21 protein-coding genes and 1 pseudogene are annotated in these 23,739 nt (G+C 63.5%); 7 read left to right on the forward strand and 15 right to left on the reverse strand.

Translation table 11 applies throughout. From position 1 onward, the window contains the following. Positions 1-140: 140 nt before the first annotated feature. The 7 genes and pseudogenes from JMY24_RS22535 to JMY24_RS22565 form a co-directional block, all read right to left on the reverse strand. On the reverse strand, positions 141-2,390 hold the full coding sequence (locus JMY24_RS22535; protein WP_201702946.1) for a xanthine dehydrogenase family protein molybdopterin-binding subunit: 2,250 nt from the start codon (positions 2,388-2,390) through the stop codon (positions 141-143). Continuing rightward, positions 2,387-3,391: an FAD binding domain-containing protein gene (locus JMY24_RS22540; RefSeq protein WP_128596877.1), complete on the reverse strand. Its 1,005-nt coding sequence runs from the start codon at positions 3,389-3,391 to the stop codon at positions 2,387-2,389. Before JMY24_RS22540 ends, JMY24_RS22535 begins: the two co-directional genes overlap by 4 nt. Continuing rightward, positions 3,388-3,927: a (2Fe-2S)-binding protein gene (locus tag JMY24_RS22545; protein WP_201702947.1), complete on the reverse strand. Its 540-nt coding sequence runs from the start codon at positions 3,925-3,927 to the stop codon at positions 3,388-3,390. The genes JMY24_RS22540 and JMY24_RS22545 overlap by 4 nt, the downstream gene beginning before the upstream one ends. Positions 3,928-4,134: 207 nt before the next feature. After that, positions 4,135-5,001, reverse strand: a complete 867-nt coding sequence (locus tag JMY24_RS22550; RefSeq protein WP_128596878.1) for an SDR family oxidoreductase — start codon at positions 4,999-5,001, stop codon at positions 4,135-4,137. Between the two features lie 284 nt (positions 5,002-5,285). Further along, positions 5,286-5,753, reverse strand: coding sequence for a response regulator (locus JMY24_RS22555; RefSeq protein ID WP_128596886.1), 468 nt, complete (start codon positions 5,751-5,753; stop codon positions 5,286-5,288). 208 nt (positions 5,754-5,961) lie between these two features. Next, positions 5,962-7,647, reverse strand: a pseudogene (locus JMY24_RS22560) (ATP-dependent DNA ligase). Next, positions 7,644-8,792 carry a ligase-associated DNA damage response exonuclease gene (locus JMY24_RS22565; protein ID WP_128596879.1) on the reverse strand — a complete coding sequence of 383 codons (1,149 nt, stop codon included), beginning with the start codon at positions 8,790-8,792 and terminating at the stop codon, positions 7,644-7,646. The pseudogene JMY24_RS22560 and the gene JMY24_RS22565 overlap by 4 nt, the downstream one beginning before the upstream one ends. Before the next feature lie 173 nt (positions 8,793-8,965). On the opposite strand from JMY24_RS22565, the gene JMY24_RS22570 reads away from it, so the two are divergent. From JMY24_RS22570 to JMY24_RS22590, 5 genes are all read left to right on the forward strand, one after another. Next, the gene (locus JMY24_RS22570; protein WP_128596880.1) at positions 8,966-9,868 is read left to right on the forward strand and encodes a YihY/virulence factor BrkB family protein; all 903 of its coding nucleotides are present in this window, start codon (positions 8,966-8,968) and stop codon (positions 9,866-9,868) included. A 134-nt stretch (positions 9,869-10,002) separates the two neighbouring features. Continuing rightward, entirely contained in the window at positions 10,003-10,806 is an 804-nt protein-coding gene (locus JMY24_RS22575; RefSeq protein ID WP_128596881.1) for an alpha/beta fold hydrolase, read from the forward strand. 4 nt (positions 10,807-10,810) lie between these two features. Then, positions 10,811-13,144 (forward strand): hybrid sensor histidine kinase/response regulator, encoded by a 2,334-nt coding sequence (locus JMY24_RS22580; protein WP_201702949.1) that lies wholly within the window; start codon positions 10,811-10,813, stop codon positions 13,142-13,144. A gap of 8 nt (positions 13,145-13,152) precedes the next feature. Continuing rightward, complete coding sequence (gene zapE / locus JMY24_RS22585; RefSeq protein WP_128596882.1) at positions 13,153-14,229, forward strand: cell division protein ZapE; 1,077 nt, start codon at positions 13,153-13,155, stop codon at positions 14,227-14,229. A 240-nt stretch (positions 14,230-14,469) separates the two neighbouring features. Beyond that, positions 14,470-15,555 carry a hypothetical protein gene (locus JMY24_RS22590; protein ID WP_128596883.1) on the forward strand — a complete coding sequence of 362 codons (1,086 nt, stop codon included), beginning with the start codon at positions 14,470-14,472 and terminating at the stop codon, positions 15,553-15,555. A 118-nt stretch (positions 15,556-15,673) separates the two neighbouring features. Here JMY24_RS22590 and tkt read toward each other — a convergent pair whose 3' ends face one another. The 4 genes from tkt to JMY24_RS22610 all read right to left on the reverse strand — a co-directional run bounded on the left by tkt (position 15,674) and on the right by JMY24_RS22610 (position 19,160). Beyond that, complete coding sequence (tkt, locus tag JMY24_RS22595; protein WP_128596884.1) at positions 15,674-17,758, reverse strand: transketolase; 2,085 nt, start codon at positions 17,756-17,758, stop codon at positions 15,674-15,676. 196 nt (positions 17,759-17,954) lie between these two features. Next, positions 17,955-18,500, reverse strand: coding sequence for a cupin domain-containing protein (locus JMY24_RS22600; RefSeq protein ID WP_128586165.1), 546 nt, complete (start codon positions 18,498-18,500; stop codon positions 17,955-17,957). Positions 18,501-18,704: 204 nt separating this feature from the next. After that, a complete protein-coding gene (locus tag JMY24_RS22605; RefSeq protein ID WP_164853729.1) occupies positions 18,705-18,872 on the reverse strand; it encodes a hypothetical protein in 168 nt (55 codons plus the stop codon). A 27-nt stretch (positions 18,873-18,899) separates the two neighbouring features. Further along, a complete protein-coding gene (locus JMY24_RS22610; protein WP_128586164.1) occupies positions 18,900-19,160 on the reverse strand; it encodes a hypothetical protein in 261 nt (86 codons plus the stop codon). Between the two features lie 189 nt (positions 19,161-19,349). Between JMY24_RS22610 and JMY24_RS22615 the strand changes: the two genes are divergently transcribed. Beyond that, positions 19,350-19,586: a hypothetical protein gene (locus JMY24_RS22615; protein WP_128596885.1), complete on the forward strand. Its 237-nt coding sequence runs from the start codon at positions 19,350-19,352 to the stop codon at positions 19,584-19,586. A 20-nt stretch (positions 19,587-19,606) separates the two neighbouring features. Here the strand turns inward: JMY24_RS22615 and JMY24_RS22620 are convergent, their stop codons facing one another. Further along, positions 19,607-19,852: a DUF6723 family protein gene (locus JMY24_RS22620; RefSeq protein ID WP_020067864.1), complete on the reverse strand. Its 246-nt coding sequence runs from the start codon at positions 19,850-19,852 to the stop codon at positions 19,607-19,609. 42 nt (positions 19,853-19,894) lie between these two features. Here JMY24_RS22620 and JMY24_RS38450 point away from each other — a divergent pair, with 42 nt between their 5' ends. Beyond that, entirely contained in the window at positions 19,895-20,242 is a 348-nt protein-coding gene (locus JMY24_RS38450; RefSeq protein ID WP_236597479.1) for a hypothetical protein, read from the forward strand. 34 nt (positions 20,243-20,276) lie between these two features. On the opposite strand, the gene JMY24_RS22630 is transcribed toward JMY24_RS38450, so the two are convergent. Genes JMY24_RS22630 through JMY24_RS22640 form a run of 3 tightly spaced genes read right to left on the reverse strand, consistent with a single transcriptional unit; the run spans position 20,277 to position 23,670 of the window. Then, complete coding sequence (locus JMY24_RS22630; protein ID WP_413231263.1) at positions 20,277-21,593, reverse strand: c-type cytochrome; 1,317 nt, start codon at positions 21,591-21,593, stop codon at positions 20,277-20,279. A 2-nt stretch (positions 21,594-21,595) separates the two neighbouring features. Beyond that, positions 21,596-23,218, reverse strand: coding sequence for a GMC family oxidoreductase (locus tag JMY24_RS22635; RefSeq protein WP_128596895.1), 1,623 nt, complete (start codon positions 23,216-23,218; stop codon positions 21,596-21,598). A 2-nt stretch (positions 23,219-23,220) separates the two neighbouring features. Continuing rightward, positions 23,221-23,670 (reverse strand): sorbitol dehydrogenase family protein, encoded by a 450-nt coding sequence (locus JMY24_RS22640; protein ID WP_236597483.1) that lies wholly within the window; start codon positions 23,668-23,670, stop codon positions 23,221-23,223. Between the last annotated feature and the right edge of the window lie 69 nt (positions 23,671-23,739).

A 23,739-nucleotide genomic window follows, 5' to 3' on the forward strand; every position in this document is an offset into this window, starting at 1 on the left:
TCGCGCTGTGCGAATACGCCGAGTGCGAATGTTGAACCGCAGCACAATGAGCGAAGCGGAGCGCGGCTAATGAGCCCCGCTCCGCGTTTCTTCGCTTGTTAGCGCTCCTTGCCGCTTCGACTCCGCGCGACAACCGACATTCACACGAACAGCTTGTCCAACGTAATCGGCAATTCCCGCACGCGTTTGCCGGTTGCATGCCAGATCGCGTTGCTCACTGCCGCCGCCACGCCGAGCACGCCGATTTCACCTACGCCCTTCACGCCGAGCGGATTGACGATATCGTCGTGCTCCTCGACGAACAGCACGTCGATGTCATGAATATCCGCGTTGACCGGCACGTGATAGTCGGCGAGGTTGTGGTTCATCTGCCGGCCCATGTCGTGATCGAACTGTCCTTCCTCGTGCAGCGCCATGCTGATGCCCCACACCACGCCGCCCGCCACCTGGTTCGCCGCGGTCTTCGGATTGACGATGTGACCCGCGGCCACCGCACTCACCACCCGAGTCACGCGCACAGTGCCCAGCGCCTCATCCACGCGCGCTTCGACAAAAACCGCCGAATGCGTGCCCATCGAATACGCCTGCTGCTTTTCATGCGGCTTCACGGTGGCTTGCTCTTCGAGCGATTCGAGGCCGGCGCGCTCCAATAGCGTGTCGATCGCGATTGCGTCTTCGGTGCCCGATCCGCACACGATCTGCTTGCCCGCGCGCCTGATGTCCTCGCGCGCGGCACTCGCAAAACTCGCGCCGCCATATTCCCGCGCGAGTTCGACGAGCCGATTGTGAAGCCGCTTGCACGCGACATCGACCGCGCTTCCCACCGACGACACCGTCCACGATCCGCCTTCGAGCGGCGCCTTCGGCAAGCGCGTATCACCCAGTTCGAACACTACGTCGTGAAGCGGCACACCGAGCGCGTCGGCCGCGATCTGCGTCATCGCGGTGTAGGTGCCGGTACCGATATCCGCGGTCGAGCTCGACACAGTCACCTGGCCGTCGCGCGTGAGCACCGCGCGCGCCGACGCTTCATTCTGCATCGCGTCCCATACGCCCGTCGCCATGCCCCAGCCAATCAGCTCAGTGCCCTCGCGCCGCGCGCGCGGCGCGAGCGGCCGCTTCTCCCAGCCGAAGCGAGCCGCGCCTTCGCGATAGCATTCGCGCAGCGCCTTGCTGGAGAACGGCAGATTTTTGTTCGCATCGCGTTCGGCGTAGTTGATGAGGCGCAGTTCGAGCGGGTCCATCTGCAACGCCTCGGCCAGTTCGTCCATTGCCGCTTCCAGCGGGAAAAGGCCTTGCGCGGCGCCCGGCGCGCGCATGTCGGCGGGCGTCGGCACGTCGAGCCTCACGACCTTGTAGCCGAGCGTCACGTTATCGCATTGATATAGCTGGCCGGCCCAGTTCACCACCACGTCGCAGTAGTCCTCGTACTGGGACGTCTCGGAGACGGCTTCGTGAATCACCGCCTGCAGCCTGCCGTCGGCGTCGGCGCCCAACGCCACGCGCTGAATCGACTGCGGCCGATGCGCAAACGTGAACATTTGCTGGCGCGTCAACGTCACTCGAACCGGGCGCTTCAATTCGAGCGCCGCCATGACAGCGAGTGCAAGGTGATACTGCGGCCGCAGGCCCGAGCCAAACGCACCGCCGACAAACGGCGACACCACCTGCACCTGCTCGTCGCTCAAGCCGAACACGGCCGTCAGATACGACTTCGTGTTGACGACGCCCTGCGTCTTTTCATACACGGTCAGGTGGCCATGCTCGTCGGGCACGACCGTGCAGCCATGCATTTCCATCGGGTTGTGATATTCCGCCGGCGTGCTGTAGAACGCATCGACACGCGCCACGGCGCTGGCCAACGCAGCATCGGCGTCGCCGCGCGGCGCGGGCGGCGTGTCGAAGCCGCCCTTGTCCGTCGACGGCGGCACGGCCTCCATGAGCACCTCGCCCATAGCCGTTCGATGCGGCGCCGACTCATAGCGCACGTCCACGAGCGAGGCCGCATGTCGCGCGAGTTCGAGCGATTCGGCGAGCACGAGTGCGACGGGCTGGCCGCTGTACCACACACGGTCGTCCCACAGCGGCCTGAGCGGACTGCCGCCGGGCGCCACCATGTCCTTGTAGGGTTTGTCCTCGCGAGGCAATTCAGGGCGATTCTGATACGTCAGCACATGCAGCACGCCCGGCAGCGCAAGCGCGGCCGACGAATCGATCGACACGATGCGCCCAGCCGCAATCGTGCTCGACACGACGAAGCCATACGTGAGCCGATTGGCGGTGAAGTCGGCCGCGTACTGGGCGGCGCCGGTCACCTTCAGCCTGCCGTCGACGCGCTTGTGCGGCACGCCGCTCGCGCGCAGAGCAGGCAAAGTCTCGATACGGTTCATAGCCCGGACTCCTCGAACGAACGTTGTCTCGCGCCTAGGAATGCGCGCTCGATTGCGCGCGCCGTCAATTCGACCTTGAACGCATTGCCCCGGCGGCCTCGTGCGTCGCGCAGCAGGTCCGTGGCGAAGTCTCGTACTGTCTCCGCGCTCAGTGTCTTGCCTTGCAGCGACGCTTCAGCGTCCGTATTGCGCCACGGCTTGTGCGCAACGCCGCCGAGCGCGCAATGCGCATTCACGATCACGTCGCCGTCGAGTTCCAGTCCCAGCGCGACGGAGACAAGCGCAAACGCATAGGAGGCCCTGTCGCGCACCTTCACGTACGCGTGATGCTCCGCGAAGCCCTGCTTCGGCAATTCGACCGCGGTGATCAGTTCGTCGTCGCGAATGTTGGTGTCGATGTGCGGCGTGTCGCCCGGCAAGCGGTGAAAGTCGGCGAACGGCAATACGCGCGCTCCGTCGGGCCCGGATAGATGAACCGTTGCATCGAGCGCGGCCAATGCCACACACATATCGGACGGATGCACGGCAATGCAGTGTTCGCTTGCGCCGAGGATCGCGTGCATCCGATTCACGCCTTCCATTGCCGGACAGCCGGTGCCGGGTTCGCGCTTGTTGCAGCGCGTGCCCGCATCGTAGAAGTAGACACAACGAGTGCGCTGCAGCAGATTGCCGCCCACGCTCGCCACATTGCGAATCTGCGGCGAAGCGCCCGCGAGAATCGCCTTGGACAGCAAAGGATAGCGCGCGGCAATGGCTGGGTCGTAAGCGGCCGCGCTGTTGGTCACGAGAGCGCCGATCTTCAGTCCGCCCGCCGCGGTCGCCTCGATCTGTTTGAGCGGCAAACGGTTGATGTCGACCAGGACCTGCGGATGCGCGACGTTCTCGCGCCACAGATCCACCAGATTGGTACCGCCCGCGATAAACGCAGCGGCTGCATTTGCACGATGCTGTTCGATGGCTTGCGGCACTTCGCTCGCGCGCGTGTACGAGAAGCGGTTCATGGCCGCGCTCCCTGGTGCTTAGCCTCAAGCTCGCCTGCGTCGAGAATCGCGGCGACGATGTTGGCGTACGCGCCGCAGCGGCACAGGTTGCCGCTCATCAATTCGCGCACGTCGTCCGCGGTTTTCGCATGGCCCTCCTGCAGCATCGCCACGGCGGAGCAGATCTGTCCCGGCGTGCAGTAGCCGCACTGGAATGCATCATGATCGATGAACGCCTGTTGAACCGGATGCAGTTCTTCGCCGTTCGCGAGCCCTTCGATCGTCGTGATCGACGCGCCGTCGTGGACCACTGCCAGTGCTAGACATGTGTTGATACGCTGGCCATTCACAATGGCGGTGCACGCGCCGCATTGCCCGTGATCGCAGCCCTTCTTCGTACCGCTCAAATGGCAATGCTCGCGCAGCAAGTCGAGCAGCGAGGTCCAGGCTTCCACTTCGAACGGGTGCTTTTTTCCGTTGATCTCGAAGCTCACCGGCACGCGCTGGACGTCGCTCGGCGCGACGTCCAGCAGCGTTTCCGCTGTGGGTAAATTCATGAGGGGTTTCTCCTGACGATGGATACGTACAGCGAGCGCAAGACGAACCCATAACGCGCGCAAGCGCCGTGCCCGGCAGGAGGAGATCGCATCGATCCGCACTGGTACCGCAGCGTTGCGTCGACCGGGATATGAAGCGCGACCTTTGAAACCGCTGATTGCGCTTCGTCACGCAAACAGCGGCCCCTCGGCATTCGATCAATATGCCTAAATAATCGGCGCGCCACCCGTAACGGCGATCGTTGCGCCCGAGATGTAACTCGCTTCGTCGGATGCCAGCATCACGAACGCCGGCGCGACTTCGGCGGGTTGTCCTGGTCGTTTCATCGGCACTTGCAGGCCGAATTTTTCGACTTTTTCAGGCGGCATGGTCGAAGGAATCAGCGGCGTCCAGATCGGTCCAGGCGCCACGCAATTCGCGCGAATGCCCTTTTCAGCCAGCAGTTGCGCAAGCCCGCCCGTGAAGTTCTGAATCGCGCCCTTGGTCGTCGCGTACGCGATCAGGCCGGGATTCGGATGGTCCGCGTTGATCGACGTGGTGTTGACAATCGCGGCGCCCGGCTTCATGTGCCTGACTGCAGCGCGCGTGATCCGGAACATCGCGCCGATGTTGGTATCAAACGTCTTGTCCCATTCCTCATCGGTGATTTCGTCGAGCGACGGGTATGTCATCTGGTATGCCGCGTTGTTCACTAGCACGTCGAGCCGGCCGAACGACTCGATCGCCTTGTCGACAATTGCGTTGCAATGCGCCGGATTCGCGATGTCGCCAGGCACCAGCACCGCCTTGCGGCCCGCCTCTTCGACCCAGCGCGCGGTCTCGCGTGCATCGTCGTCTTCGTTCAGATAGGAGATCAATACGTCCGCGCCTTCACGCGCGAATGCGATGGCGACCGCGCGGCCAATGCCACTGTCGCCGCCAGTGATGATGGCGGCCTTCCCTGCGAGGCGTCCCGAGCCCTTATACGATTTCTCGCCGTGATCGGGTTGCGGGTTCATCTCCGCGGTGCGGCCCGGCGTCTGATCCTGCTGCTGTCCTTTGAACGGCGGCGTGGGACGTTCTGTGTCGCTCATATAAAACCTCCAGAAAGCTGTTTAACCTGCGCGGCGTGCAAAACGCACGGCGTTGCGACAGATTTAGCAACCCACGGGCCCGCGCATGGCGCGGCTTCCTGGGGCATCCCCGCTGCACAATGGGACATCTATCGAGAATCGCGGGAGAAAACGCGCGAGGAAATGCAATGGGCTATGCGGCACTTCGAGCGAACGGAGGGAGTCGGAAACACGCGACATACTGCGGAAAGCACTTCAGGAACTGCGTGGCACGCACCGCAGTTTTTTCAAACGGCGCGCACGCTTTACGGCGGCGCCACAGCGTGCAGCGCCGCAGCCGATTCCAGCACGCGCAGCAGACGCTCAGGCGTCAACGGCTTCGCGCAGTGCGCGTCGAATCCGACCGCGCGCGCGCGAGCGCGGTCGTCGCGCGACGCAAACGCCGTGCAGGCCACCAGCAGCATATGCGAGGTGGACGGATGCGCGCGCAGACGCCGCGCCAGTTCCAGCCCGTCGAGGCCGGGCATCTTGATGTCGAGAACCACGGCGAACGGCTGCCATTGCGCCGCCATATCGCATACCGCGTGCGGATCTTCGAGCGCGCGGCATTCGAACCCGTCCGCGTTCAACAGCATTTGCAGCGCGTCCGCCGCTTCACGATAGTCGTCCACGACCAGTACGCGCCTGTGCGACGCCATCGCATACTGGATTGGCCGCCATACGACCACGTCTTCGCTGTCGTCGAACTGGTTGTCGAACTGGTTGTCGAGCATCACTACGTTCTCCTGGTGCTTGCGCGCGCCGAATCACGGCACCCGCCGCCCGGTCGCAAGATTCGCTCCCGCGCTGCACTGCATCACTGGTGACATGCTTTCTGGATGAGCCGCGATCACGCAGCGGCGGTGTTTGTCGTCGATGTGTCGTGAATGCATCGTTGCCGATGCGTGTTACTGATTCGTTATTTGTTCGCTACCGCTGGGCTCATGCCGCACGATCGTCGATGAAACCCTTGAGCATCGCGAGCGTATCCGCGTCGTCGATATGCTTGTCGGTGCGCCAGCGCAGCATGCGCGGGAATCGCACGGCTACGCCGGACTTGTGACGAGTGCTCGCCTAGATGCCCTCGAAACCGATCTCGAATACGAGCGTCGGCGTCACGCTGCGCACCGGTCCGAACTTCTCGATCGTAGTCTTGCGCACGATTGCGTCAACCTGGCGCATCTCCTCATCGGTAAGACCCGAATACGCCTTTGCGAACGGCACGAGCGTGCGCACGCCGTTGGCTTCGTCCCAGACCGCGAACGTGAAATCAGTGTATAGGCTCGCACGTCTGCCGTGTCCGCGCTGCGCGTAAACCAGTACGGCGTCGATCGCATACGGATCGATCTTCCATTTCCACCACGTGCCGGATGCTTTGGTGCGGCCAACGCCGTACATCGACTCGCGCTCCTTCACCATGAAGCCCTCGACGCCCCGCGCGCGGCTCTCCTCGCGTAGCGCTGCCAACGCGCGCCAATCGGTTCCGGACACCTGCGGCGATACCCGCAGCAGCTCGCGTGAAAGCGTGCCGTCGAGCGATGCGGCCAACGTGTCCAGACGTGCGCGCCGCTCGGCGAGCGGCGTCATGCGCAAGTCCTCGCCGTGTGCTTCCAGCAAATCGTAAGCAAGCAACGCGGCGGGCGAATCCGCGAGGATTTTTTTCGTCAGCGTCTTGCGTGCGATGCGCGGTTGAAGGCGCGCGAACGGCAATGGCGCGGCGGCACCGGGTTCCCACGCAAGGATTTCGCCGTCGATCACAAAGCCGTCAGGCAAGGCCTCTCCCAACGCGGCCACTTCGGGAAACCGATCGGTGATCAGATCCTCGCCGCGCGACCACAACCACACACGGCCGCCGCGTTTGACGAGTTGCGCGCGTATGCCGTCCCACTTCCATTCGATCAGCCAGCGCGACGGATCGCCAAGCGTCTCGGGATCGGTCTGCAACGGATGCGCGAGAAAGAACGGATATGGCAGGCCCAGATCGCTGTCGTGCCGATCCGCCGATTGCTGTTCGCCCGCGTTGTCGACGCCAGGTGCGTCGGGCGCGATCAGACGCAGATAACGCGCGGCGTCGGGCTTCTGCCGCGAATCGGTCCATCCGACCATGCGCTGTGCAATCCGCTTATGGTCGACTCCGGCGACCTGGGCGAGCGCACGCACTACCAACTGCCGCGCGACGCCAACGCGAAAACCACCGCCAATCAGCTTCGTCAGCAAAAAGCGCTCGCCCCAGTCAAGTTCATCCCAATAGCTGAACAGACGCGTGCGCAACTCCTCAGGCGCAAGACCGCGCAAGGTCAGCACACGCTGCTCGATCCATTGCGTGAGGCCCAGTTCGGTACTGCGTTGCGCGGGCGGCAGGATATGCGCGATGGTCTCGGCAAGATCGCCGACTGCGTGATACGACTCCTCGAAAAGCCACTCGGGCAATCCCGCGCGTTCGCGGGCGAATTCGGTCAAAAGACGCGTGGGCACCGATTGCCGCGGCTTGCCGCCGGCGAGAAAGTACGACGCCCATGCGGCGTCTTCAGGCTCCGCCACGGCGAAGTAGCTTGTCAGCGCTTCGAGCTTGTCGTGCGTGGAAGTCGTCGCGTCGAGCGCGGTGTAAAGAGCAGCGAAGCGCTTCATGAACGGCTCGCGGCATTGTCGAACTCATGCGCGGGCGCTTCATCGCTTCGTGCGCGCGGTGCGTTGCCCGGCACTGCTGTCTCGTCGCCGCCCAATGCATCCGCTTCGACCGTATCGTCGCCGTATTGGGTCACGAAGGCGCCCGCATCCAGCCCTTGCTCGCGCAGCCAGCGCACCATCGGTTCCACCGAGCCATGCGTGACGATCACGCGCCCCGCGCCCGTTGCCTGGATCGCCGTTTGCAGCGACGGCCAATCCGCATGATCCGAGAGCACGAACCCGCGGTCGACGCCGCGCCTGCGGCGCGCGCCACGCAAGCGCATCCAGCCCGACGCGAACGCGTCGCTATAGTCGCCGAAACGTTTGAGCCATGCGCTGCCTTGCGCCGACGGCGGCGCAACGATCAGCGCCTGGCTGAACGCCGCCTTGTCTTTGGGCGCAATTTCGCTGACGAGACGCACCGGTGGCAACCGCACGCCCGCGTCACGATAAGCACGATTGAGCGGTTCGACCGCGCCATGACAGAAGATCGGGCCGATGCCCGCGTCGACGCTTGCCAGCACGCGCTGCGCCTTGCCGAACGAATAGCAGAACAATACGGACGCGCGTCCCTGGGCGGCGTTATGACGCCACCATGAATCGACGCCGTCGAATATGGTTTGCGGTACGTCCCAGCGGTAGATCGGCAGACCGAACGTCGACTCGGTGATGAATGTATCGCAGCGCACGGGCTCGAATGCGTCGCAGGTCGGATCGGGGTCGAGTTTGTAATCGCCGGATGCGACCCACACGCGCCCGCGGTGCTCGATGCGCAATTGCGCGGACCCAAGCACATGCCCTGCGGGATGCAGGGACACGGTTACTCCGTTGATGTCGAGCCGTTCGCCATACGCGAGCGTTTGCAGCGAAATGTCAGGCAGGCGGGAGAGCAGCACGTTTGCGCCCGCACGCGACGCAAGATAACGCCGATGCCCGAAGCGGGCGTGGTCGGAATGCGCATGCGTGATCACCGCGCGCTCGACGGGCTGCCACGGATCGATATGGAAGTCGCCGGGCGGACAATACAGACCCTCAGGCCGCGCGATGACGAGGTCCCCGGAGCCGGCATGTTCCTCTGCGATGTTCGATGTTGATTCGGATGCCATGTCGCACCTCGACAGCAAGGCGTATTCCCGCTCTCGCAACACGAGCTTCGATTTCCGCACAGTTTTGTGTGTGCAATGCGAGACGTGTGGAGGCTTTCTTGCTTACCCTATGCTGAAGCGCACCGGTACGCGCCGTCCGTCGGCGGCTCGCCGCGCGCGCGTGGCGAGGCCCCATGCACTCCATCATCGATCAGCGCACGCTCAATGTCGCGAGACACCCGGGCAGATTCATCCTTGAAACGATGAAGGCGTTCCGGGCCAATCAGGGTTTGCTGCTCGCCGGCGCGGTTGCGTACTACGCGTTGCTTTCCATCGTCCCGCTGATGATCCTCATTGTGATCGCGCTCTCCCGCATCGTGCCGCAACACATTCTGCTTCCGGCGCTAGGGCATTTGCTGCAATGGCTCGTGCCGGGCCAGTCCGCAGCGCTCGTGCGTGAGCTTGCCAATTTTCTCGCTCACCGTGCGGTGATCGGCTGGGTGCTGTTCGTGACGATGCTGTTCTTCAGTTCGCTCGCATTCACCGTACTCGAAAACGCGATGTCGCTGATCTTCGTTCATCGTGTGGTCATACGGCGGCGGCATTTTCTACTTTCGGCGCTACTGCCCTATTGCTACATCCTGTTCCTCGGCGTCGGCGCGTTGATCGTCACGCTCGTCTCGAGCGGACTGGAAGCCGTGGGCGCCGAAGGCCTCGAACTATTCGGCCTGCATGTGTCGTTGCAGGGCGCTTCGCGCGTTCTGCTGTATCTGCTGGGCCTTGCGGGCGAAGTATTTCTGCTGACGTCGATTTATATGGTCATGCCGGTCGGACGGCCATCGCTCAAGCATGCGCTGTTCGGCGGCATCGTCGCCGCGCTGTTGTGGGAGATCACGCGGCATGTGCTGGTCTGGTACTTCGCCACGCTTTCACAGGTCAGCGTGGTGTACGGTTCGCTCACCATGGCAATCGTCATTCTGTTCAGCCTGGAATGGCTTGCCACGTTGCTGCTTTTCGGCGCGCAGGTAATTGCCCAGTACGAGCGCTTCGGCATCGAGCCGAAGAGCGCGCCAAAGCAGCCGATAAAGACCGGATAAAACCGGAAAGCCGCAGCGCAGCGCATCGGTGCGGACGTGCCGAGGCGGCGCGGCCGCGAGACTGCGGTAACATTCTGTCAGATCCCGGACCGAGCGCATCCCGCTTCCATCCCGGCACGCTCCAGGACTCGACAATGAGCATCATCCAGCGCAACAACGTAAATATTTCCGGCCGCGGCGCGAGCACCATGGTGCTCGCGCACGGCTTCGGCTGTGACCAGAGCATGTGGCGCCGCCTCGCACCGTCTTTTCATGACGACTACCGCATCGTGCTATTCGATCACGTGGGCAGCGGCTCGTCGGACCTCGCCGCATACGACGTCGACAAATACGATTCGCTGCACGGCTACGCGCGCGACCTGATCGAACTCGTCCGCGAAGTGGCCGATGGGCCGGTCGTTTTCGTCGGCCATTCGGTGAGTTCCATGATCGGCCTGCTCGCCGCTCTCGAAGCACCGCAGCTTTTTTCCGCTCAGGCGATGGTGGGACCGTCGCCCTGCTATGTGAACGACGGCGATTACATCGGCGGATTCACGCGCGAGGACATCGACGACCTGCTTATCACGCTGGAGGACAACTATCTCGGCTGGTCGAGCGCAATGGCACCCGCCATCATGGGCGTGCCGGATCAGCCGGAACTCGGCGTTGAATTGACCAACAGCTTTTGCCAGACAGATCCCCAGATCGCCGCCCAGTTCGCCCGCGTCACGTTTCTCTCCGATCATCGCGGCGTGCTGCCTTCGAACCGCACGCCCACGCTGATTCTGCAAGCAAGCGAGGACGTCATCGCGCCGCGCGCGGTCGGCGAGTACATGCATCGCACGATGCCTGGCAGCACGCTTCGCGTCGTAGAGAACAATGGGCACTGTCCGCACGTGAGCGCGCCTCGCGCTACAGCGGAGGCCATCAGCACTTTCCTGCGAACGACGGCCCGTTAACGCAATGCAAAGTACCGACCGCCCCTTGCCGCTCGCCGACGCGTTGTTCGAGCACGCCGCGTGCGGCCTCGTCGTCACCGATACCGACGGGCGCATCGTGCGCGCCAACGCAACGTTTTGCGAATGGATCGGCCATGACGCCGCAGAACTCACGAGCGGCATGAGCCTTCAGGATCTGCTGACAACTGGCGGCAAGGTGTTTTATCAGACGCATTGGGCGCCGTTGCTGCAAATGCAGGGCTCCGTCGCCGAGGTCAAGCTGAGCATGCTGCATCGCGACGGCCATACGGTGCCGACACTGCTCAATGCAGTGCGCCGCGTGCACGGCGAGCAAAGCTACATCGAAGTCGCGGTGCTGATCGTCGCCGATCGGCACAAGTACGAGCAGGAGCTGGTGCTCGCACGGCGTAATGCGGAGGCGTCGGTGGCCGCGCATCAGCGAGCGCAACGGGAATTGCAGGAAAGCCGCGACGTGCTGAGCCTCGCAATGCGCGGCGCACGCATGGGCGCGTGGTCGCACCAGCCGAAGACAGGCAAGTTCTGGTGGAGCCGCGAACTGGAAGCGCTCGCCGGTTACGCCGAAGGACGCCTCGCCAATACGGCGCGCGGTTTTTTCGAACTGATTCATCCGGGCGATCTGCTTGCGCTCAACGAAGCCGTCGATCATGCGGTGCGAAGCCGCGACGACTACGTCGCCGAATTCCGCTTCCTGCATGCAAGCGGCGACTGGTGCTGGATGGAAGGCCGCGGCCGCGCCACTTACGACGAGCAAGGCGAGCCGCTGACCGTCTACGGGCTCGGCATCGACATCACCGAGCGCAAGCAGGCGCAGACGGTGCTGCTGCGCCAGGCCGCGATTTTCGAGCACTTGAGCGATGCAATCGTGATCACCGATCTGCGCGGCAACATCACCGACTTCAATGTCGGCGGCGAACGCATGCTCGGTTACCGGATGCGCGAGATTCTCGGCAAGCCCGTCTCGATCTTTCATCCGCCTGAAGATGCGCTGCGCATTCATCGCGAAGTGTTCGCGGGTCTCGGCGCGTACGGCACGTGGCGCGGCGAGTTGCCGTTCGTGCGGCGCGACGGTTCGCGCGGCGTTTGCGAAACCGTGGTCAAACCGCTCGCCAACGAGCGCGGCGACATTTACGGCGCGGTGAGCATCAATCGCGACATTACCGAGCGGCGGCATGCGGAGCAGCAACTCACGCGGCTTAACGCGGAACTCTCCAAAGCGGATCGCCGCAAGGACGAATTCCTTGCGACGCTCGCGCATGAGCTACGCAATCCGCTTGCGCCGATGCGCAATGTCCTCGAAATTCTGCGCGCGAAAGAATTCAGCGATCCGCAACTGAACTGGTCGCGCGACGTGTTCTCCCGTCAATTGCAGCACATGACGCATCTTGTCGACGATCTGCTCGAGGTCTCGCGTATCACCCAGGGCAAACTCGAACTGCGCAAGCAGCGGCTCGAACTCGCGCGCGCGATGCAATCCGCGGTGGAAGCCGCGCGTGCGATCGTGCAGGCGTCCGAGCATAGTCTGAGCGTGACGTTGTCCCCCGAGCCGCTTTTTCTCGATGCGGACCCTACGCGTCTTTCGCAGATGATCCTCAATCTGCTGAACAACGCAGCGAAGTACACGCCGCCAGGCGGAAGCATTGCGCTCACCGCACAACGCGAAGGTAACCAGGCCGTGATCGCGGTGCGCGATTCGGGCATCGGCATTCCTCGCGAACATCTGAACAGTGTCTTCGAAATGTTCTCGCAACTCGCGCCCGCGCTCGATCGCTCCCAAGGCGGACTCGGCATTGGGCTCGCCCTCGTGCGCGGTCTTGCGGAATTGCACGGCGGCACCGTCGCCGCATTCAGCGGCGGGCCCGGCGCAGGCAGCGAATTCGTGATCCGCCTGCCGCTGTCCAGTTCCGCCGATGCGCCCGCTGACGCCACGCAACCCGATAAGCCGCCGGCCGCCGGACTGCGGATCGTGATTGTCGACGACAATGCGGACGCCGCCGACAGCCTCGCGATGGTTCTCGAACTGGAGGGCCACCAGGTGCGCACGGCCAGCGACGGGGTCGCGGGCCTCGCGGTGATCGCCGAATTCGCCCCAGAGGCGGTGATTCTCGACATCGGGCTACCGCTCCTCAATGGCTATGAAGTCGCGCGCCGGATTCGCAGCGACTATCCGGACGCAGGCATCCGCCTCATTGCGGTAACGGGCTGGGGCCAGCAGCAGGACAAGCAGACGGCGGTAGAGGCGGGCTTCGATCATCACTTCACGAAGCCGGTGGACCCCAATGAACTGCAGCGTGTGCTAAGCGGGCAGCGGGTCGAATGAGCGCGCGCATGTTCGACGAAGCGGACATTGCCCGCAGTCTCGCTGCGCGCGGCATCGTGCCGGATGCGAGGCAGCGCGATGCGATCGCGGCGCTCTGCACTTTGGCCGGGTCCACAGCAAGCCGCGGTGAATCGCGATATCAGGGCGTGTATTGCCACGGACTGCCTGGACGCGGCAAAAGCCTCGTGGTCGATACCGCGTTCGAACTCGCGGAGTGCCGCAAGCGGCGCCTGCATTTTCACGAGTTTCTCCGCGAGATGAATCAGCGCCTCGTGAACGAACCGCGTGGCGACGACAGGCTTGGCTCCGTATCGAAGCAATGGCTCGATCGCATAGAGTTGCTATGCTTCGACGAATTCCACGTGCACGATATCGCGGACGCGTTTCTGATGGGCCGCTTTCTCGACACTGCGATCAATCTCGGCACGCGCATCATGCTGACGTCGAACTATGCGCCCGACGGCCTCCTGTCCGATCCGGAGTTTCACGAGCGTTTCGTGCCCACCATCGAGCAGATCAAACGGCATTTCCGCGTGATCCATTTCGACGGCTCGCGCGACTATCGTTTCGGTGGCGAACAGCATGAGACGCCGCGTTTCTTCGCCCCGCTCGATGCAGCCGCTCGCAACGCGCTGCGGGAAATCTTCCTGCGCTACGACAGCAGCGGCGCGCTCGAATCGACGAAGATCAGTGCTGCGGGTCGCCCCCTCGCGGCACACGCGGTGGGCGCGGCTCTGCTGTGGGCGGACTTCGAAACACTGTGTGTGGCAAGCCGTTCGCATCTCGACTATCTGGACCTCGCCGAGCGATGGCATGGACTCATAGTCGATAACGTACATACTGAATGGCTCACGCAAGCGCACACGTTGCAGCGGCTCGTGTGGCTGGTCGACATTCTTTATGACCGCAAGCGTGCGCTTTTCATTGCATCGGACGAACCGATTCATGCCGCGTTGCGGGGCCTCGAAGGCGCGCGTGATCTGTCGAGAACGCTGAGCCGGCTCGCCGAGATGCAATCGCGCACCTATCGCAGCACGCTCGACGAGGCGACGGACCTGTCCGCGGCTACTCCGTCCGAGCGCTAAACTCAGCGCGTATGTCTATGCGCGAAGCGGGGCTGCAAAACTTGCAAAGGCCGTGCTCATTCGCGTCAGTCGCGCGACGGCTTCGCGCAGCGTCCCTCACGGCGTACTGACGCAAATATCGCTGTGTATCGGCGCTTACGCTCATCTTCACGCAAGCTCGTCACGCGTCCGGGAACGCGCCCTGCTACCGCCGTTGCGCACTCATTCTTCAGCGGATAAGCGTTCCGCCCTCTCCCCGACATGATTAGAACCGCTTCGGTCGCCGCCGCGCTTTGCGCGGCATGCCTTTCCTCTGCCTGCGTGCATATCGGACCGTCGCGCCTCAAAGCCGATCAGGTCGACTATGCGCGTGCACTCGGCGACGCGAAAAAACGCGAGATTCTTGCGGCCGTGGTCGGTCTTCGTTATGGCGACGCGCCTGCGTTTCTGACCGTCAGCAGCATCATCGCCGCTTACACGTTCGACGCCAGCGGCGGCGCAACCGCTAACGCGGGCTCAGGCAGCCAGCCGAACTACGCGCTCGCCACCGGCAGCGTGTCATATTCGAATCACCCTACCTTCACGTTCACGCCGACGACCGGCGAAGCATTCGCCTCCGCTTACATCCGGCCGCTCGCGCCCGCACTCGTGCTGCCTCTGGCCGAAGGCGGCATCCCTATCGATCTGCTGTTGCGCATCACCGCGCAATCGGTGGGAGGCTTGCAGAACGGCAATGCGCTCGGCGGAGAAAACAGCGCGGGCGCGCCCGGCTTTTTCGAGTTGCTGCGTTCGCTGCGCCGGCTGCAACTCGCAGGCGAGCTCAACGTCGAGTCGCGCAACGCGGGCAGCAAGAACGACCAGATGAGCGTGTTTCTGGTGATGGGAGCAACAACGAGCGGCGAGTCGCCGCAAACAGCCGCCGACTTGGCCCGCGTGCGCAAGCTGCTGCATCTGTCGTCGAAAACGCGCAGCTACGAGATCGTCTATGGGCCTTCTTCCGCGTGGCAGAAAGCGGACAAGATTCCGATGGTGACGCGCTCGGTGCTCGGCATCCTGAGCGATCTCGGTGCACAGGTGCAGGTGCCCGTCGACCGCATAACCGACGGTTCGACGAAGCCGACCGTGGGCTTGATCGGCGGAGAGACCAGACCGACCATCATCATTCACTCGGGCGAGAATGCGCCCGACAATGCGTACGTGATGATTCCGTACGGGACGTCGTCATACTGGGTCGATCGCAACGACTTCGACTCGAAATACGCATTCACGGTCGTGCAAAATCTGATGGCGCTCGCGGAGGCAGATACGAGCAGCAAAGCGCCTGTTGTGACGATTCCGGCGAACTGAACTGAAGCGGATCGGACACAACGGCTTGCCGCCTTCTGCGCTTCTGCCAGTTAGCGCCGACGCTCGATAAAAAGCCGGCGATTTTCACACCGCCGGCTTTTTCGCTACTGCTTAGGCGCTACTCCTGGCTGCGCTTTGTCTGCACCCGTGCGATCTGCTGCTTCGCCGCTTCGTACACATGTTCGGGCGTGAAGCCGAATTTCTTCTTCAGATCGGAAAGCGGCGCAGATGCGCCGAACGTGTGCATCACTACTTGCGCACCGAGCCGGCCGACGTATCGGTCCCAGCCTAGCGAGGCGGCCTGCTCGACGGCCACGCGCGCGTCGATGTCGGGCGGCAGCACGGCGTCCTGATAGGCTTCGTCCTGCCGCTCGAACAGATCCCATGACGGCATCGACACCACGCGCGCGGCAATGCCCTCGCTCTTCAGTTTCTCGTACGTGTCGACGCAGATCGACAACTCGCTGCCCGTCGCCATCAGAATGACCTGCGGCTTCTGTCCGTCGGGCGCATCGGCGAGCACATAGGCGCCCTTCTTCACGCCCTCGGCCGAGGCATAGCGGCTGCGGTCCAAGGTCGGCAAAGGCTGCCGCGACACGACGATGCATGCAGGACGCCGCTTCTGCGTGATCGCGACGCGCCACGCTTCGGCTACTTCGTTTGCATCGCCCGGACGCAGCACGGTGAGGCCCGGTACGCCGCGCAGCGACGCCAATTGCTCGATTGGCTGATGCGTCGGGCCATCTTCGCCGACGCCGATCGAATCGTGCGTGAACACATAGATCGACTCGACTTCCATGATCGCCGACAGGCGGATCGGCGGCTTCATGTAGTCGCTGAAAATCAGGAATGTCGAACCGAACGGCCGCAAGTTCGACAACGCCAGGCCGTTGACCACCGCGCCCATCCCGTGCTCGCGAATGCCGAAGTGCAGATTGCGGCCGCCGTAGTTGTCATGCTCGAAGCTGCCCGCGCCCTCGAATTTCAGATTCGTTTTCGTGGATGGCGCGAGGTCCGCCGCGCCGCCGATCATCCACGGAACGCGCGCGGCAATCGCGTTGAGCACCTTGCCCGACGACTCGCGCGAAGCCATGCCTTTGGCGTCCGCGTCGAACTTCGGAATGTCACTATCCCAGCCAGCCGACAATTCATGCGCCTCGATCAGCGCTAATTCGCGCGACAGTTCCGGATATTGCTTGCTGTAGGCATCAAACTTCGCCTGCCATTCGTCGCGCGCCGCCTTGCCGCGCGCACCGATGCCCTCGGCGAAACGCTCGTGCACGCCGTCGGGCACGTAGAAAAATTTGTCTTCCGGCCAGCCGTAGAACTTTTTGGTAAGCGCGACTTCCTCGACGCCGAGCGCCTCGCCGTGCGCGGATGAGGTGTCCTGCTTGTTGGGCGCGCCCCAGCCAATGATGCTGTTGACCACGATCAGCGTCGGCCGGTCGGTAATGCTTTTTGCCTCGACGAATGCGGCTTCCAGCGCGGCGGCGTCGTTCGCATCGTTCACATGCAACGTGTGCCAGTTGTAGCCGCGAAAGCGGGTTTCGACGTCGTCGCTATAGGCGAGATCGGTGTGTCCTTCAATCGTCACGCGATTGCTGTCGTAGATCCAGATCAGGTTGGACAGTTTCAGATGGCCCGCGAGCGAGGCCGCTTCGTGCGAGATGCCTTCCATCATGTCGCCGTCGCCGCACAGCGCATAGACGCGGTAGTCGAAGAGCGGCGCATCCGACTTGTTGAAGCGGTTCTCGTACCAGCGGGCCGCCATCGCCATGCCGACGCTGTTGCCCAAGCCCTGGCCGAGCGGACCTGTCGTGGTTTCGACGCCCGTCGTCATACGGAATTCAGGGTGTCCCGGCGTCTTGCTGTCGATCTGGCGGAAACGCTCGATGTCTTCCAGCGACACGGCGGGGTCGCCGGTCGGCTTGCCGTCTTCGTCCACCGCCTTCACGTTCGCCAGATGCAGCAGCGAATACAGCAGCATCGACGCATGCCCGACCGACAGCACGAAGCGGTCGCGGTTCGGCCACAACGGCTCGTCCGGGTCGTAGCGCAAATGGTTCTGCCACAGATGGTAGGCGACCGGCGCGAGCGCCATTGGCGTGCCGGGGTGGCCGGAATTGGCCTTCTGGACAGCGTCCATCGACAGCGTGCGGATCGTATTGATGCACAACTGATCGAGGGCGGGATCGTTTTGCATGGGACACTCCTTGTTCGGCCGTTGTAAACATTGCCGGCGCGCGCTGCGCGACGTCACCGGCAAGCGGTGTTCAGGGGAAACAACGCATGAAGAGCTCAGCAAGCCTCATGGATGATGCGCCGATGCGCGCAAATCTGCACGCGGCGTGACATCGGGATCGTTGCTGGAGTTGTTGCGGGCGTGCTAACGGGCGGAGCTAGGCCGCGTTCAGCCAATGCTCGCAAAGGGGGCCATGCTTGCCGTCGACGGGGTCCATCTGCGGGAACGGCAGCGCGTGCATTGTGGCAAGCTCCTGCGGGGTCAATGCTTCGCGGCGGATATCCCACTGCTGGCCTGCGGGATAGGCACCCACCACCCGGAAGCGGCCCGCGAACGATTGCAGGCAATGGCCGGTGCCGGCGGGCAGCAGCAGGACGTCGCCAGCGGAGACGCTGACCACCTTGCCGCCCGGACCGCCGACGATCACGTCCGCGGAACCGTCTGCCACGCCGAGCACTTCGTGCGCGGTCGAGTGAAAGTGGTGGTAGTCGAAGATGCCGTCGCGCCACTGCGGCGGCCAGTCGTTGTGTGCGAACAGCAATTCGAACGCCTTGGCGAGATCGCCGATTGCGGGGTCCACTGCTTGCCTGTAGATCACGACCGGCAGCTTGCTGTTGTTCGGTACCCAGTCGTGCGGTTCGAGCATGAAGGCTTCGTACTCGGTCTGCGCTGCATCGAATGCGTGCTTCGAATCTTCCTGCATGGTTGGCTCCTGTGGGTAGCGGAGCCCTTTCGGCGTGCGCGTGCCGAAAGGGGCGTATTGCAGCGCCGCATAAAGCGCGCCCGCTCCGGGGCATGGCGGTGGCCCGGTTGGTGCCGCGAGGCGGCTAACCGTGCGCAACGCGGCCCCACGTGGGTCAGGCGTGCCCTGCCATGCGTTCAAAACCGCGATGGCCACGCAAACGAGTCACCCGCCGATGCCCTGCAACACCTTGCCGGTGCCGCCACACACGGTGCACTGCATTTCCTCTACCTTGCCGGTTCCTTTGCAAGCCGGGCAGATATCTTCGCCGACGCCGGGTGCGTCGGGCGGCGCTTCATCGCCGGGGTTCAGGGGTTCGTTGTCCTGTTGCATGTGTCTCTCCGTTCGCTGTTGACCGCATCAGTTCTTGTGCGACGCGCGGCCGCCGCCGCCCGCAGGCTCGCCGTGCGTGCCAGTGCCGAGCGGTACCTCGGCGGTCTGCTCGGGATGCTCGTTCGAGCGCTGCGGATTGGTTTGCTGGTCGACCCCGGTCTGCGTGACCGGCTCGATGCCGAGCGGACTCGGCTCCACGTATTGCGCGCCGCTCGGCTTGTTGCGTTCTTTCACTTCCGGCGAAACCTCGGGAGCGCCGGAATTCTCGCTGGGTGTGTCGGGCTGCATATCGCTCTCCTTTTATCGGCTACCTCGTGAGTGCAGCAACATACGGACCCCACCCCGACCGCGCCGCACCGCGAACCAGGCGCCTCTCCTGTACGGCTCAGGAGCGGCGCAGGCATCGGCGAAGTGGGCACGTGCATTGCGTCGGTTGGACTGAAGCTTCGGACTCATCTTTGTAAAAAGGAGCACTTCATGACAATGACGACCATTCGCTTATCCGACACGGAAGTGCAGGTCGAGCGAACGCTCTATACGTTCGCGCAAAAGAGCGACGCCGACGCGTTCGCGCAGTGCGTAGTGAACGATTCGATCGACACCTGCTACCGCAATCATCCGCCGCTGTCGGCGCGACCCACCGTACCCGACGAACATCCCGACGATCCAAATCGCGGCAGCACGATCTCGCCGTCGCTCGGTGGAATGCCTTGACGAGCGCAGGCGCGCCGCAGTCAACGTTCCGGCGATTTGCGGTCGGCGGCGACGATCTGCTTGCCATACTCGATGGCCGCACGGCGCGCCTGGTCGGCCGTCTCGTACGGGCCGATTTCCGGCGCACCGTCGAACGGAAAAAGAATCCTCCGGTCGGCCCTGCGGACGACCTTCAGTCCACCTACGTAACGGCCGTCGCCTGTTCCGTGATAGCTGGCGAAAATCTCGAATTCGTCGTCAGCAACGTCGGCCTTATGTCGCGCCATTTCTGTATTCCCTATCCCTTGCGATGCTCGACGAGCACCCCCATGCTTGACTGCACAATGCTCGGTGCATTGCGCGTGATGGAACACAGCAATGGCCGTTCCACGCGTGAAAGGCACTACGCAAAGGGCGATTGGGGGACAAGGAACATGCGCGTTGCACGCATGATGAGAGAAACGTTGGAGGTAACGATGGCCGGTTCAAACTCGCATGACCGGGCGGCGTTTGTCATGCACACGCCGATGCCGCCCGAGGTCGACCCGGAGGCGCCGCCGCCCCCGAACATCGATCCCGATCCACCCGCGACGCCCGACGACGACCCGGGCGGGCTGCCGCCGGCCTCGCCGGAAGGCGACCCGCCCGCGAAGCCGCCGCCGATCCGTGCCGCGTGACGGCTCGCGTGACGGGGCGGCCATGCAGTCGCGCTCAGCGCAGCCGGGCGACGTCCTTCTCGCTCACGTGCGTGGCCGCGGGGTTGCCGAATTGCGTCGTCACGTAGTTCGTGAGCGCGGCAATCTGCGCGTCGTTTAGCTCTTTGGCGAAGGCCGGCATGCCGACGTCGTTGCCTGCGGCTTTGCGTTGCACGCCGTGCAGAATGACCTGCATCAGGTTGCCGGGATTCGACGCGCCCACCGTCGAGTTATGCATCAACGGGGGATAGTAGCCGTCCGGTGTGCCCTTGCCGTTCGCCTGGTGACACGTCGCGCAATTGCCCAGATAGAGCCGCGCTGGATCCAGCGTGCCGTCGTTTAGCGCGACGCCTCGCAGGCGCGCCACGTCGGTCGACGGTTTGCCCCACGCGCTGCGCGATTGCGAACCGCCCTCACCGCCGCCGTCGTTGACCGGCGGCACCGTGCGTACATAGGTCGCGATCGCGCCGATGTCGGCGTCGGTCATCTTCGAGAAGCTGTGCTCGACCGCCTCGGCCATCGGCCCCGCTGCCTGCGCGAGTCCGGGCACGCTGCCCGTTTGCAGATACTGCACGAGCTGCGCATGGCTCCATCCGCCAATGCCGCTACCCGGCGACGATGTGATGTTGTAGCCGTCCCACCCCGCGAGCACCGAGCCGCCGAGGAAGCCGCTGCCGGTTTCATCGAGCGCCTGCTCCTGCATCGCGAAGCCGCGCGGCGTGTGACACGTGCTGCAATGCGCGAGCCCCTGCACGAGATACGCACCGCGATTCCACTCGGCGCTCTGCTGCGGCTTCGCCTGATATGGGCCGCTCTTCAGGAACATCCAGTTCCATACGGTGAGCGGCCAGCGCATGTTGAGCGGCCATGCAATGTCGCTCGCGCGCGTGGCCTGCCGCACCGGCGCGACGCCGTAGCGGAAGTACGCGTATAGCGCCTTCACGTCGCCGTCGCTGACCTTCGCGTAGGAGACATATGGCATCGCCGGGTACAGGTTGTGGCCGTCCTTCGAAACGCCCTTGCGCAGCGCGCGGTCGAAGTCTTCGAGCGACCACGTGCCGATACCCGTCTGCGGGTCAGGCGTGATGTTGCTCGAATAGATCGTGCCGAGCATCGGCACCTTGAGCGGCAGGCCGCCCGCGAAAGGCTTGCCCTTCGCGGTGCTGTGACAGGCCATGCAATCGCCGGCGGTCGCGAGATATTCGCCGCGTTTGATCAACGCCGCGTCGTTGCCGTCCACCGCTTTTGCGTCCTGCGCGAATGCGCAAAGGGGCAGCGCCGAAGATAAAGCAAAGGCGCCCGCCAGCAGCCCGAAAAAAGTCTTCTTCAACACGTTCACACTTCCTTCTTCAACTGGTCGGCCATGCGCAGTGCCAGCGCGGCAATGGTCAGCGTCACGTTGACGGTGCCGACGGTCGGCATCGTCGCGCTGCTCGAAATGAACAGATTCGGGTGGTCGAACGTGCGGCAATGCTTGTCGACCACGGAGTCGCGCGGATCGCTGCCCATGATCGTCGCGCCCGTGATGTGGTTGTTCGGCGCGAAATCGTCCTGGTACTCGATGTTGGTGCCGCCGAGCACCTTGGCCGCGCTCGCATACACCTCGCGGGTGTGCGCGGCGCCGCGCTTCACGTAGTCGTCGATGCGATAAGTGATCTCGGGCCGCGCAATGCCGATCGCGTCGGTCTCGGTGCGGCTCGGCACGATGCGGTTTTCCGGCTGCGGCAGAATTTCGTGGAAGCAGTCGAACTCGACGAAGCGCGCCGAGCGGTCGCGAATTTGCGCATCGAGTTCAGCGGGCTTGATGAGCTTGCCTTGCTTGAAAATCTTCTGCGTCTCCTGATCGACGCGCGACAGGTTCGACAGGTGGATTTTCTTGGCCGCTTCTGTCGAGCGGAAAGCGCCGTCGCGAAAGCCGATCAGCGAGGTCATTTCCTGCGGGCCGCGGCCGGGCCACAGTTTTTCATCAGCGTAAAACGTGACGCCCGTGCCCGGATGGTCCATCAGATTGCGGCCCACCATGTCGGAGCTGTTGCCGACACCGTTCGGAAAGTCGTGGCTCTGCGACATCAGCATGATCTTCGGCGTCTCGATGCCGTTCGCAGCGAGCACGAAATACTTGCCTTCCACGCGATGCTCGTTGCCCTGCGCATCTTTGTACAAGGCCGCTGTGATGCGCTTGTCCGTGCCGACTTCGAGCTTGTAGACCACCGCATTGTCGATCAGCCTGGCACCGGCCTGCTCGGCTTTCTCTACGTGCACGATGCCGTTGTACATCGCGCCGATCGGACAGATCGGCATGCAGTTGTTATTGCCGCAGCAGGTCGGGCGGCCATCGTACGGACGGCTGTTGCGCGCAACCGGTTCCGTCACCACGTGATAGCGCGAGTCGAACGCATTGAGCTTGCTCTTGATGGTCTGCTCGTTGTACGACAGAGGCAGCGGCGCCATCGGATACGGCTGGCTGCGCGGAGAGCCGAGTTCTTCATCAGTCGGACCCCACACGCCGAGTTCTTCTTCGGCACGCTGGTAATACGGCTCCAGTTCCTCGTATTGCATCGGCCAGTCGCGGCCCACGCCATAGACGGTTTTCATCCTGAAGTCGTTCGGCATGAAGCGCCATGCGGACGCCGCCCAATGCCATGTCGTGCCGCCGACCGCGCGAATGTACTGCGAGTTGAATTTGTGCTCGCCCTTGAGGATCAGATAGTTGTTGGGCGGACCGTATTCGGGATGCGGCGCCCATTTGCTCGACGGATACGACGCCATGAAATCCATCTTGTCCGCCTGATTGCGAAAGCGCTCGACGATCTCCCAGCGCGGCATGCGCGGCCCGGCTTCGAGCAGGATCACGGACTTGCCGGCCTGCGCCATCTGATGAGCGACGATCGCCCCGGCGACCCCCGACCCGACCACGACGATATCGGCTTGCTCAGTGCTCTGTTGTTTATCGGCCATGCTTATGCTTGCCTCTCGACGGGTTTTGCGGCCCAGAAGCCGGGCTTGTTCGGGCAGTACGAGCGGATGATCAGCGTGTCGGATACGACGCCGAACATCAGCGCCTGCTCGTAAGTAATGACGACGTCATCCACGGTGCCGAGATACCAGGCTTCCATGATCTTCAGCGCAAGCGCTTGTTGAGCGGCGTCGGCAGAACCGGCGGCGAGCGCACCCGCGAGCTTCGGCAATTGCTGCGCGAGTTCGGACGTGGACTTCTGCAGTGCGCCAAGAAGCCGTGTGCCGACGTCGCGATCGAGTGCGGACTTTTCGGTCAGCGATTGCGACAACGTCATGAAGGTGTCGATGGGAGCGGACGACGAATCGTCGGCCAGCGCCTTGAGCGTGAGCGAGCCGGTCAGGCCCGCAGCCGTCAACGCGAGCGCGCCCTGAAGCCAGCGGCGGCGCGTCATGGTCGACGGCTCACCGCTCGCGGCGCGTTCGCCGAGAGAGTCTTGTGGAGTCAATGTTCTTATCCCTTG

Source organism: Paraburkholderia kirstenboschensis (assembly GCF_904848585.1).
Lineage (GTDB): Bacteria > Pseudomonadota > Gammaproteobacteria > Burkholderiales > Burkholderiaceae > Paraburkholderia > Paraburkholderia kirstenboschensis.